8 protein-coding genes are annotated in these 12,026 nt (G+C 62.6%); 2 read left to right on the top strand and 6 right to left on the bottom strand.

Translation table 11 applies throughout. The features are described 5' to 3' along the window. Nucleotides 1-33: 33 nt before the first annotated feature. Entirely contained in the window at nucleotides 34-2,250 is a 2,217-nt protein-coding gene (gene priA / locus KBB96_RS19045) for a replication restart helicase PriA (protein ID WP_211631082.1), read from the top strand. Between the two features lie 113 nt (nucleotides 2,251-2,363). On the opposite strand, the gene KBB96_RS19040 is transcribed toward priA, so the two are convergent. The 4 genes from KBB96_RS19040 to KBB96_RS19025 form a co-directional block, all read right to left on the bottom strand. Beyond that, a complete protein-coding gene (locus KBB96_RS19040; RefSeq protein ID WP_211631081.1) occupies nucleotides 2,364-4,547 on the bottom strand; it encodes a PQQ-dependent sugar dehydrogenase in 2,184 nt (727 codons plus the stop codon). Between the two features lie 125 nt (nucleotides 4,548-4,672). Continuing rightward, on the bottom strand, nucleotides 4,673-8,494 hold the full coding sequence (locus KBB96_RS19035; protein ID WP_211631080.1) for a beta strand repeat-containing protein: 3,822 nt from the start codon (nucleotides 8,492-8,494) through the stop codon (nucleotides 4,673-4,675). Nucleotides 8,495-8,760: 266 nt separating this feature from the next. After that, nucleotides 8,761-8,928 (bottom strand): hypothetical protein, encoded by a 168-nt coding sequence (locus KBB96_RS19030; RefSeq protein ID WP_211631079.1) that lies wholly within the window; start codon nucleotides 8,926-8,928, stop codon nucleotides 8,761-8,763. A gap of 142 nt (nucleotides 8,929-9,070) precedes the next feature. Then, the gene (locus KBB96_RS19025) at nucleotides 9,071-9,418 is read right to left on the bottom strand and encodes a hypothetical protein (protein ID WP_211631078.1); all 348 of its coding nucleotides are present in this window, start codon (nucleotides 9,416-9,418) and stop codon (nucleotides 9,071-9,073) included. A gap of 147 nt (nucleotides 9,419-9,565) precedes the next feature. Here KBB96_RS19025 and KBB96_RS19020 point away from each other — a divergent pair, with 147 nt between their 5' ends. Further along, entirely contained in the window at nucleotides 9,566-10,321 is a 756-nt protein-coding gene (locus KBB96_RS19020; RefSeq protein ID WP_211631077.1) for a glycosyltransferase family 32 protein, read from the top strand. On the opposite strand, the gene KBB96_RS19015 is transcribed toward KBB96_RS19020, so the two are convergent. Both KBB96_RS19015 and KBB96_RS19010 read right to left on the bottom strand, forming a co-directional pair. After that, nucleotides 10,309-11,304, bottom strand: a complete 996-nt coding sequence (locus KBB96_RS19015; protein ID WP_211631076.1) for a glycosyltransferase family 2 protein — start codon at nucleotides 11,302-11,304, stop codon at nucleotides 10,309-10,311. The genes KBB96_RS19020 and KBB96_RS19015 overlap by 13 nt on opposite strands. Further along, nucleotides 11,301-12,002 (bottom strand): DUF2334 domain-containing protein, encoded by a 702-nt coding sequence (locus KBB96_RS19010; RefSeq protein ID WP_211631075.1) that lies wholly within the window; start codon nucleotides 12,000-12,002, stop codon nucleotides 11,301-11,303. Before KBB96_RS19010 ends, KBB96_RS19015 begins: the two co-directional genes overlap by 4 nt. Nucleotides 12,003-12,026: the final 24 nt, after the last annotated feature.

Below are 12,026 nucleotides of genomic sequence, written 5' to 3'. Positions count from 1 at the left end.
GGGCCGATCCGCGTTTAGAACTCCCGGGCACCGATGCCCAATGCCCGCGTCCTGATCGACGGCCCCTCCGAGCTCGTCTTCGACTACGCCATTCCCGCCGGATTTCCCGTCCAGCCGGGTTGCCGCGTGCGGGTTCCGCTGCGGAAAAAATCCGCCACCGGCACCGTGCTCTCGCTTGCGGAAAGTCCGCAGGAGGATTTCGCCCTGCGAGAACTGGAATCGCTGGTGGATCCGGAGCCGTTGATCACGCCGGTGCTGCTGAAAACCGGACGCTGGATCGCGGACTACTATGGATCCAGTTTGGAGTCGGTGGTTCGGTCGCTGCTGCCGGAAGCGGTCCGCACGGAAGAGAATTCCGCGAAGACCCGTCGCATCGCCGTATTGGATGCTCCGCCTGCCGAGGATGTCCTGGCGAAGCTGGAGAAACGCGCGGCCCGTCAGCATGCTTTGCTGAGCCTGCTGATGCATGCTCCGGATCGAAGGCTGGCCGTGGCCGATCTGGGCGAGGGCTCGAATGCCGCCCTCAAAGCCTTGGAAAAAGCCGGGCTGCTGCGCATCGAAACCGAAGAGGTCCGCCGCGATCCGGAAGCCGATGGTGTGGAGGAAATCCTGGAATCCAAACCGCTCGTGCTGACACCCCAACAAGCGAAGGCACTCGAAGTCATCAACGAATCCATCGCCACACCGGGCAAACCGATCCTGCTGCTCGGCGTGACCGGTTCCGGCAAGACCGAGGTGTATCTGCAGGCCGCCCAGCACGCGCTCGATCTCGGCAAGACGGTGCTGGTGCTGGTGCCGGAAATTTCCCTGACCCCGCAGACGGTGCAGCGCTTCAAGGCGCGCTTCGCCGGGATGCAGGACAAGGTGGCGGTGCTGCACTCGAACCTTTCCCAAGGCGAACGCTTCGATGAATGGCACCGTATCCGCAAGGGTGTCGCACGGATCGTGATCGGCGCGCGCTCGGCGGTATTCGCGCCGCTGCCGGACCTCGGGCTGATCCTCGTCGATGAAGAGCACGAGAATTCCTACAAGCAGGAGAATCCGCCGCGATACCATGGCCGCGATGTGGCGGTGCTGCGCGCCGCTTTCGAGCCCTGCGCGGTGGTGCTGGGCTCCGCGACGCCCTCGCTGGAGTCGTGGCAGAACACGCGCAGCGGGAAGTATCACCTCGTCCGTCTCGACCAGCGCGCCGATGGGCAGTCGATGCCACTGGTGCGCGTGGTGGACATGAAGCTGGAGGCGATGAAGCAGAAAGGGCCGCATCCGATCCTGTCCGACCGGCTCCGTACCGCGCTCGAACGACGTCTCGAAAAAGGCGAGCAATCGATCCTGTTCCTGAACCGCCGCGGTTTCGCGCGGTCGCTGCAATGCCCGAAGTGCGGCCATGTCTGCCAATGTCCGCATTGTGCCGTGGCGCTGACGTATCATCGCACCGATGACCGCCTCGTCTGCCACGTCTGCGGCCATCAGGCGGTAGTACCACGCAAATGCCCGGAGTGCCATGATCCCTCAATCGTCCTGCAGGGCTACGGCACCCAGAAGGTGGAGGACGTGTTGCAGCGGTTGCTGCCCAAGGCGAAGTTCGCGCGCATCGATGCGGATGCGATGCGTCGCAAGCACGCGCTTCGCGACACGCTCAATGCTTTCAAGGCCCATAAGATCGACATCCTCATCGGCACGCAGATGATCGCGAAGGGGCTGCATTTCCCGAACGTGACGCTGGTAGGCATCCTCAATGCAGACGTGGGCCTGCATGTGCCGGATTTCCGCGCGGGCGAGCGCACGTTCCAACTGCTCACCCAGGTGGCGGGGCGTGCGGGCCGTGGCGAACTGGAAGGCGAAGTGATCGTGCAGACCTTCACGCCGCATTCGCCTTCCATCCAGTACGCGCGCCAGCATGACTTCGATGGCTTCTCGGATCAGGAACTGGAGTTCCGCCAGCAGTTCTCCTTCCCGCCCTTCGCCCACTGCGCGGTGCTCACGGCACGATCCACGCATGAACGGCGCGCGGAGTTCACGCTCCAGACATTGCACCGGCGCTTGCTGGAGAATGCACCACCGCATTTGAACATCGGCGAACCGCTGCCGTCACCACTGGTGAAATCCCATGGCCAATTCCGATTCCAGATCACCCTGCGCGGCCCGGCGGCGAGACCGCTGTCCCGTCACGTGCAGCAGGTCTTGGAAAAGACCTCGCTACCGGATGACGTGACGGTGGTCTTCGATATGGACGCGCAGAATTTCTCCTAAGGTCGTTCGCTGTAGTCGGAGCGCGGACTTCAGTCCGCATCTGTTGTTCAGCAGCTTCGCTGCCACATTCAAAAGCGGACTGAAGTCCGCGCTCCAACCATAGCTATCAAGCCTCACTTCGCGTTCACGCGCGCGCGGGTGGTGAGATAGCCGGTGGCTTCCGCAGTGATCTCCCATGCTCCACCCGGCGCTGCATTGGCAGGAGCTGCGGGAAGTTTCAGCTCGCCGGAAAGCGTGCCCTTCGTCGCGGAGATCCCATCACCGAGATGCAGGATCGCCTTCACGATCTTGTCCGCTTCCGCCTCACTGATCGCCTGGGCCGGCATCGGCACCTCGCCCCAATCGCCGGTGCTGCCTTTCAGCACACGATCCTTGAGATAATTCACAGCATCGGCGCGATCGCGGTAGCGCAGGGCGACGTCCACATACTTCGGCCCCACGGAAGCCTGATCCACCTGATGGCAGGCAAGGCACAGCCGCGAGGTCACCAGTTCCTGGATCCCGGGCGCGAACTCCGGACCACCCGCATCATGCCCCGTGGGTGGGATATAGCGGGCACGGACCGACACCGTTTTCGCATCCGGTGCGGAGGGAGCTTTCACCTGGAACTTCACGGTCTCCCCGAAACCAAGCGACTTCGGCTTTCCTTCCAACTCAAGCGCCAATGCGGGCTGTGCGTCCTGCTTCACCAGCGGGAAGCGTTTGATCGTCACCCCACCCTTTCCATCCGCGGCCACCGCCCGCAACTCGGTGCCGGAGCCCTCCGCCACTTTCACCGTGGCTTCCGTACCGAGATCCTTTTCGCCCGCTCCGGTGGTGAGGAACCAATGCACGAACACCGTATCTCCGTCCGCATCCGACGTGTTTTTCACGGTGAAGGTGCCCGGCTGTCCCGCCACGGCCTCCGCAGCGAGCTCAGGAGCTCGATTGTCGGTACCCGGGCGCAGACGGCGGACGCGGCCATCCTTGTTGAACCACCAGTTGGTGCCGTATTCGAGCACCCAGATCGTGCCGTCCGCAGCCTGCTCCATGTCGATGGGATGCACCAGTTTGTCGGCGAAGGGCGTGAGCGAAACGAGCTTCTCGCCTTCGCCCAGCTTGGCCTTCCAGATCCGGCCGCGGGCCCAATCGTAGGTGAGCAGCGTGTGGTCGTCCTCCTTGCCGAGGATGTTCCATTTACGGGAAGCGTTGTAGTAAAACACCGGACCCGCCATGGCATTGCGCGAGCCCTTCCCCATCACGGGAAATTCCGGGCTGTCCGCGTAGGGGTACCAGATGAAGGCGGAGTTCGCGGGCGGCAGCACCGGCAGGCCGGTATTGCGCGCGCCGGGATTTTTCGGCGCGGCGGGATCTGTCATCCCGCCAGGCTGGCCGGTGGTGAAATCCACGATCGGATACGGCAGGTTGTTCGCGATCACAAAGGGCCAGCCGTAGTTGCCCGCCTTGCGGGCTTGGTTCACCTCATCATAGCCTCGCGGCCCACGCGGGCCATTGTCTCCCGCATCGGGACCGACCTCACCCCAGTAGAGCGTGCCCACCTTCGGATCGAGCGAGATGCGGTAGGGATTCCGGCAGCCCATCACGTAGATCTCCGGCCGGGTCTTGGCCGTGCCCTTCGGAAAAAGGTTCCCGGCGGGAATCTCGTAGCCATCCTCCGTCGGGCGGATGCGCAGCACCTTGCCGCGGAGATCGTTGGTATTGCCCGAGCTGCGCTGTGCATCGAACTGGACGCGGTCCGGCCGGTTGTCGATCGGCGCGTAGCCGTTGCTTTCAAACGGATTGGTATTGTCCCCGGTGCTGAGGTAGAGCAGGCCATCCGGCCCGAAAGCCAGCGAACCGCCCTGGTGACAGACCTTGCGGTCCCGCTCGACAGGGATCTCCAACAGCATCTTCTCGGAAGTCCGGTCGATCTTGCCATCGCGATATACGAAGCGGGACAAGCGGTTGATGGTTTTGACCGGATCGCTGTAGTAGATGTAGAGACGACCGTTGGCTGCGAATTTCGGATCCAGCGTGATGCCGAGCAATCCTTCCTCGCGCGCGACCGGGCTGTCCGGGTCGTTGGAACGCAGGGCGGAAACATCGAATTTCGCGATCTCGAAAGTGCCGCCGGTTGTCGGACAAACACGCAGGACGCGGCCTTCGCGCTCGATCACGAACAGATCGCCGTTCGGCAGGACGGTCAGTTCGATGGGATCATCCAGGCCTTCGGCCACGGGAGCGGACAATTCATAGGATTCCTTGGCCACAAGGGGCACGGCGGAAACGGCAAGAGACAGGAGGACGGGCTTAAACATGCAGATGAGGGGTCTACGAAAAGACGCCTCCCTTTATTCCATGCCAATTACCCACCGCGATCACAAAAAAAGCCCGCTCCGGGCGAACGGAGCGGGCTGAATCATTCAAACGGCCGGTCGGCGGATCATTCGTTGACCTTCGCGCGCATGAAAATACGCGGATTGCCCGCCGGATCGGAACCCGGCACATAGAACGAGCGATAGCTCCAGCCCGAGGTGAGCGGCGGCAGGTTCGCTGGCAATCCGCTTGTCACATCGGACCCTAACACCTGATCCACTCCGAACGGGAAGGTCACAAGATTCGATCCGGCCTGGATGTGATAGATGACACCATCCACACTCGCCGAAACCAGTTCACCCGGGTTGACCGGACCGGGGAACACCGCGTTGGTGCGGATCGGCATCGTCAAAGTCAGAACGGACTGCCCGTTGACCGTTGCCACCTTCACCACGGTCTTGCCGTCGGAGACACCGGACTTCGGATCGCCATCGAAGGCGAACTCCTCGAAGTTGTTCACACCGTCATTGTCCGGGTCCTGGGTCTTGCCGTTGTTACCGGAGTCCAGCCCCTTGAGGGTTGCCCAGTTGTCATAGGCGGCGGCCGCGAGCCCGGTCACATTCAGCACGCCGGTGCCCGTGAAGTGGATGTCATCCTTGTTCGTGGCGCCGGACAGGCTGGTTCCCCAGGTGCCCGCGGTGGTTTCGAGACCATTGATATACAATTTGCCGACGGTATCGGTGCCGGAGAAATTGAGGTCCAGGACCGAGCCATCGCTGACCCGCAGGTTCGATGCATCGCCGAGCGAGGGCGCACCCAGCGAGAGAATGCCACCGCTGACGGTGGTATCGCCCGAGTAGGTGTTGGTGCCGGACAGCGTGAGCTTGCCGGTGCCGCTCTTCACGATGGCGATGTTTTTCTCGGTCGGAGTCGCTCCACCGATGCTGCCCGAAAAGACGTAGTCGTTGGTGTTGTTGACCGTGAGAGTGGAGGTCGCCGCGGAGGCGCCGACAACGGCGGAAGCGGTTCCCGTGCCGATCTTCGCAAGACCCGTGATGGTCTGGTCGACGCCGTTCAGGATGAGCTTGCCGCTCGTGTTGGCGGTGTTGCCCAGATAAACCGCGGAGTTCACCGGCAAACGGTTGCTCCCCCCCGAAAGGGTGAGGGAGCCATCCTGGATGCTGGTCATGGGCACGCTCGTGCCCGCCGTGAACGTGCTCGCACCCGTCAGGGTGAGGTTGCCCGAGCCGCGCTTCCAAATCGCCGTGCTGTCCGTGCCGATCATGGTGCCGGCCTCCACTGCACCTGCCGCGGCTCCGGTTCCCGTAATGGGACCGGCCACCACAAGATTGCCCGTACCATTGACATCGAAGCGGAAGCCATAGGTGCGGGTGGAAATCACGACGCTGGAGTCGATGGTGCCGGTGGACGCGGTGTTCACCTGGATATCGGTGCTGTTGACATCGAAGCCCTGGAGGGTCGCGGTGTCACCCGTTCCGGCGTAGGAAGTCACCGTGCCACCGGTGCCCGCGAATACGAGCGTGGGTGCATCCACCGTGAAAGTCGTGCCCCGCTTGATCGCCACCGTGCCGCCATTGACGGTCATCGTATTGGAGAGCCCGTAGCCGACATCCAGATCGAGCGTGCCTCCCGCGTTGATCGTGGCGGTACCGGTTCCCAAAGCGTTTCCGGTCGCGGCCACCAATGTGCCGCCCGAGACGGTGGTGCCGCCGGTGTAGGTGTTCGCGGCATTCAGCGTCACCGTTCCGCCCGTTGTCTTCGCAAGCGTACCGGAGCCGGAGATCACCGCGGTGGACGTGCCCGACTGCACATCGACACTCGCGCTGGAAACGGTGCCATTGGCGAGAGTCGCACCGGAAAGCGTGAGCGAGGAGGGCGTGATCGTCTTGGCTCCGAGGTCAAACGTGCCGGTACCACCTGCCGTAACCGCACCGGTCAGGCCATAGACCGCCGAGCCGAGGGTGAGCTTCGATGAGCCGCTCTTCACGAGAGCTCCGCCGCCAGTGAGGCTGCCGGCACCCGCCAGGGTATAGTCGCCGGAGGAATTGTTGACCGTGACCTGGGCGGGCGAGAGAGCCCCGGTCAACGTGATGTTCCGGGTGCCTGCTCCGATGGTGTCATCGAACGTAACGGCATCGGAGACCTTGAACACGTCGTTCGAGCCACCGTTGTTGAAGTTTGCCGTGGTGTTCAGATCCCACACGCCGGTGGCGGCTGCGTCGTTCCAGACCAGATTGCCCGTGCCCGCTGTGACCGTGAATTGGATCTTGTTGCCGTTGATGGCGGTGGTACCGGCGGCGCGGGAACCAGCCGGCAGCGCGGTGGTGAAAGTGGAGGAACCTGTGATGCTCCCCGCAGTGACGAGGTCATATACCTGGCCGACCTGGAGAACGTTCAAGGGCAGCACGTTGACCGTCGTGGCGGCTCCCGCTCCGAAAGTCACGGCGCCCGTCACCGTCGTGGTCGCGGCTGTCCGCGCGGCAAGACCAAGGGTGGTGGTGCCATTGGCGGTCAGCGCCGGAAGCGTTTTCCCCGTGGCGGCCACCTGGAACCCGGCTCCGGTATTCACCGTAACCGCGGAAGATGCCAGCGAACCCCCGGATCCGAGCACCAGCGAGCCTGCATTGATCGTTGACGGACCGGTGAAAGTATTCGCGCCGTTCAACACCATGGTGCCGGTGCCGGACTTGGTCAGACCAACCGCTCCGCCCTGGATATTCGCATTCACGAGCAGATCGGTGGCAGCAGCGCCATCGTCCACATTGAAGGGCACCGTGTTGCCGGTGTTGTTCTCCCGGAAATTGATCTGCCCCGAGATGGTCGAAGCGTTCGCGGAGGCCACGGTGGTGACCGAAGTGTTGTTGCCGAAGGAGAACCTGCCTCCCGCGACGGTGGTCTGCATGGTCGCGCCGGTAAGCGTGTAGGCGACCCCCCAGCCATTGTCGGCGCTGCCGGTGTGGTTGAGCGTGGCGCCGTTGAGGTTGACCGCATTGACCTTGGCGCCGGTGTTGTAGCCGAAGACGTTGCTGCCCGCGAGTATCACCGTGGTGCCGGTGTTCGCCGTGAGGGTGCCGACGATGCGGCCCGTGCCACCATAGTCGGTGGCGGCATTGTCACCCAGTTGGAGAGTCCCGGAAGCGACGGTGGTGCCGCCGGAATAGGTGCTCGCGCCGGAAAGAATCACGGTGGCTCCCGCCTCACCGCCGCCATCCGCAGCACGAGCGGCGGTCACCGCGCCGGCACCGGAGATGACGCCGGAAAGCTTGAGCGCCTTGCCATTCCACTTGCTGCGGAAGGTCGCGCCGGAAGCCCCGACCGTGACCGCACCGGAAACCGTGCTGATGCCGTCCTCGTTCAGGATGTTGCCACCGTCGATGTTGATGGCATTGGCAAAGGTCCAGGGAGCGGTCGCAGCGTTGTCGTTCTTGATCCACAATTTCAGCGTGGCGCCACCGTTGATCGCCACCGCGCCCGTGCCGAGCGCGCCGACGGTGGACGTGGCCGCACCGGTGCCGCCGGTGCCGATCGAAAGCGTACCGCCGCTGATCGTCGTGCCGCCACTGTAGGTGTTCACGGTGGTGTTCGCCAGTGTCAGCGTGCCGGTGCCATTCTTGACGAGCGTGCCGGTGCCGCCGAGCACGCCGGTGCCGCTGAAGGTCCAGCTTCCGTTGGAAGATCCTACGGTGGTCGTAGTAGGTGCCACGGTGCCGTTCAATGCGACGGTCTCACCGGTGGCGGCGCTGAAGACGGCGTCATTCGCATCCACCCATGGAGAGAGAACAGTGCCCGCATCGACAAACCAGTTGGCATCCACACCACCGGTGCTCCAGTTGTCGTTGGTTCCGGCGACCTGCCAGTTGTAGGTGGATGCGGAAGCAGGGAGAATCAGGCCAAGGGCCACAAACAAAGCTCGTTTCTTGAGTTTCATGCAATTATAGACACGGATATTTCCTAAAAGGCAGGCATCCGCTAAGCCCGCAGCTCCGCCCGGTCAAGGAGCCATTCCCGGATTTGCCTCCAATCGTTCGCAAATAGATACGTGGTTTTCCGGTGGCCCCTTTGCTTATACGATGAATCACGTAGATCGATTGGAATTGCAGGAAATAAACCCGCCGGTTCTGAAAAACAAAAACGCCGGACGTTGCCGTCCGGCGTGAGATACGCACCACTTGCAAAGTGGCGTCATTTCATCCGTCACGCGTGATGCTTGTGATGATGGTGGTGTTTGTGATGACGATGCTTGTGGTGCTTGTGCGCGTGGCGGTGATGCTTGTGATGGCCGGCACCCTCCGCGGCCGAGGCCAGAGGGGAAACCGCCAGCAACACGGTGGAACCAACGAGCAGCATGAGGTATCGTTTCATGGTGGATGGTGGAACGACGGGGATCGCCCGTCTGCCGATGAAAGCGCTCCAACAGCGAAAAGTTGCGCGGGATTCTTTTCACCAAAACAAAACGCCGGACGTCACCGTCCGGCGTTCCGCAGTCGTTCTGTTGGAGATTGGGTCAGCCTTCCTTCTTCGGCTCGCCACCGTCGCGCTTCGGACGATTCGGGCGCTCGCCGCCACCCGCCGGGGGCTTGATGGCGTCGATCTCGGTTTTCGAAAGCTCGCCGTTCTTGTCGGTGTCCCATTGCTCGAGCAAGCGCTTGGAGAGGCGCTCGGGCATGGCAGCCACCTCGTCCTTCGACAGGGCGCCGTCCTTGTTGGTGTCGAACTTGCCGAGGATGCGCTCCTTGGCCGCGCCGCCGCCGCGCTGCTCGGCTGGCTTTTCGGTTTCCCCCTCGGCGCGGGCCGACTGGGTGCTGATGACGAGGGCGGAGAATCCCGCGAGGATCGTGAGGTGTTGTTTCATGAATTGAGGATGGGATGACGGATGCTTCCGTTCGCACATGAAACAGCCGGTGTGGAAAAAGTTGCAAAATTCATCCCGCCGGTTCCTTGCTCAACCCTTGACGGGCCTGCGCACGCCGCGGAACCTCGCCATACTCCAATCCGCCCCGTGATCCCGCGCGACATTTACGTAACCTGGAAAAACAAAGCCCCGGAAACGTGGCCGAAGTGGATGCGCGAGTATCTCGACGGCTGGCAGAGCATGAATCCCGGCTACCGGTTCCATCTCTTCGACGACCGGGACTGCGAGGAGCTCTTCGAAAGCGAGCGCCAAGGCGTGCTGGATGATCTCGGGATCGACATCGTGGATCTCTATCACCGCCTCGACAAGCAGGTGGAGAAAACCGACCTGTGGCGCTACGTCACCATCTACACCCGCGGAGGTCTCTACACCGATGCGGACACCGCATGCCTGGAGCCCTGCGATCACTGGATCCGGGAGGAGGACCGGGCGCTGGTCGGATTCGAGCGCTTCCGCTGCGATCATCCCACGCAGTACTGCCAATGGACCTTCGCCGCGGAGGCACGGCATCCGTTCCTCGCACTCGTACTCCAACACGTGGCCGCCAGCATCCTGAATGTGAAGGGATCGGACCGCTATGCCACCCTGTCACGCACCGGCCCGGTGGTGTTCACGAATGCGTTGATCGAATTCGTGGAGAAAGGCGGCCACAGCTTCCAGGAGGTGATGGACAAGGACGCGGTGGTTTCACACGGCCTGCGCTTGCTCCGGAAAAAGGCCTTCAGCGGAGGGCACGTCTATCATCGCTTCGCCGGCACTTGGAAACACTGGATCCACCGTCCCAGCTTCATGTGGCGGAAAATCCATGCCGGCTCCAGCAAGCCGAAGCATCAGCGGTCGTAGGTCAGGCCGCCCCACTCGACCCGTTTCACCCTCCGTCCGCGCCACATCACCGCGAGGCCGGTCAGGATCGCCGCCGGTTCAAAGATCAACGCCGCGGGAAGCAATCTCCACAAACCGCCGCGCGCCAGCCACCAGGCGACAAATGCGGCCCCCGCCAGCCAGCGGATGACAAACGGGATCAAAAACCATGCGGGCGCAATCATCGCGCCCACGGCGGTGATCACCCACAGCAGCATCCAGACTCCCAGCAATACCGACAGCGCGGAACAGCCGCCCGCACTGATACGCTGGGCACGATCCAGCAGCACCCGCCAGGAGCTACAAGCCCGGACGGAAACCGCTGGCTGTGCCACGAACGCGATACGACCACCGGCTTTTCTCAACGCTCTCCCGAACACCAGATCCTCGGTCAGCCCGAAGCCCATCGCCTCATAGCCGCCGATCTTGAAGTAGGCGTCCTTCCGGAACGCGCAGTTGCCGAAGACGAAGCCCGAGTTGAATCCAAGCCGGTTGAGCACCGAACAGACGCCGATGTAAAACATTCCGTCCACCGTCTGCATGAGCGCGTTCGACCGGTTGCCCCCGTCCGACCGGGCGGCAAAGCGCACAGGACCGCCAACCAAGTCCGCTCTAGTTTCATCCAGCCTCGCGCACAATCCCGCGACCCAATCCTCCGGCACGATCGCATCCGCATCCGTGACCACCAGGATCTCTCCGCGCGCTTCGCGAAAACCGGTATCGAGCGCCACCTGTCGCGAAGTCAGTACCGCATGCTCGAAGCGATCAATTCGGATCACCCGCAGCAGATCGAGATTCAGGGAGGCGAGGATTTCACCGGTTTCGTCGGTGCTGCGGTCATCCACGATGATGATCTCGAAACCTCCATCACAACGCTGGGCTGCAAACGAACGAACGCAGGCGGCGATGCTCCCGGCTTCGTTATAAGAAGCCACCACGATGGAAACCCGCGGATCGGCATTCATGAGAACCACGTTTCGCTGAATTCAAGCGGCTGCCAGCCCTCGTCCTGAAGGGTCTTCATCAGGTCGGTCACCTGGCGCCAGGTTTCCGGCACGGACAATTCGGCGGGATGAAGGGTCAGCCGGAAGGTGGTGCCATCCGCCAGCCAGCGGCGGAATTGACCACGGCGGATCGCCCGGTTCACGGCATGCCGCCATCCCAAGTCTCCGTCATCGAAACATACGGCGGGTATTTCCACCTTTTGTCCGGACAGGGTTTCATAGCGCCCGGACAGCATGAAACCCTCGAAGCCCAGTTCACCCAATGCTTCGCGCGCGGCGGCATTCTGCTCCCACCGGGGAGCGCAGAACCACGAAGGCTCCTCACCAAAGGCTTCCGTAAAAAGCGCCTTCGACCGCGCAAGGCGTTCCTTCGCCACCGCCGGAGAGAGCGAAGCAAACTCCGAATGATTTTCGGTGCCGTAGAAGAGCGTGTTGAAGAGATTCCGCCCCAGCGTGTGGGTGTAGCCGTGGAGCACCTTGCGCCCCGGAAATTCCTTCAGCCGCCGGACGAATCCCGGATGCCGGTCGAGCGGAAAGCTTCCCGACCAGTCCGGCACCACCAGCATCATCGCCATCGGACGCGCGGCTTCCGGGAATGCATTCAGCAGCAGATCGAGTTCCCGCTCCATGCCCGGATGGACATCGTGGATCTCGGGCACGAAATGACGAGGGGGGATCATCGG

It is taken from the genome of Luteolibacter ambystomatis (genome assembly GCF_018137965.1).
Taxonomy (GTDB): Bacteria; Verrucomicrobiota; Verrucomicrobiia; order Verrucomicrobiales; family Akkermansiaceae; genus Luteolibacter; species Luteolibacter ambystomatis.
This window is presented reverse-complemented; position numbering and strand designations above follow the sequence as displayed.

What these genes read in the sequence shown, in the direction of transcription:
- priA (WP_211631082.1), top strand. Translation starts at nt 34, where the DNA reads ATGCCCAATGCCCGCGTCCTGATCGACGGCCCCTCCGAGCTCGTCTTC.
- KBB96_RS19040 (WP_211631081.1), bottom strand. Translation starts at nt 4,547, where the DNA reads ATGTTTAAGCCCGTCCTCCTGTCTCTTGCCGTTTCCGCCGTGCCCCTT.
- KBB96_RS19035 (WP_211631080.1), bottom strand. Translation starts at nt 8,494, where the DNA reads ATGAAACTCAAGAAACGAGCTTTGTTTGTGGCCCTTGGCCTGATTCTC.
- KBB96_RS19030 (WP_211631079.1), bottom strand. Translation starts at nt 8,928, where the DNA reads ATGAAACGATACCTCATGCTGCTCGTTGGTTCCACCGTGTTGCTGGCG.
- KBB96_RS19025 (WP_211631078.1), bottom strand. Translation starts at nt 9,418, where the DNA reads ATGAAACAACACCTCACGATCCTCGCGGGATTCTCCGCCCTCGTCATC.
- KBB96_RS19015 (WP_211631076.1), bottom strand. Translation starts at nt 11,304, where the DNA reads ATGAATGCCGATCCGCGGGTTTCCATCGTGGTGGCTTCTTATAACGAA.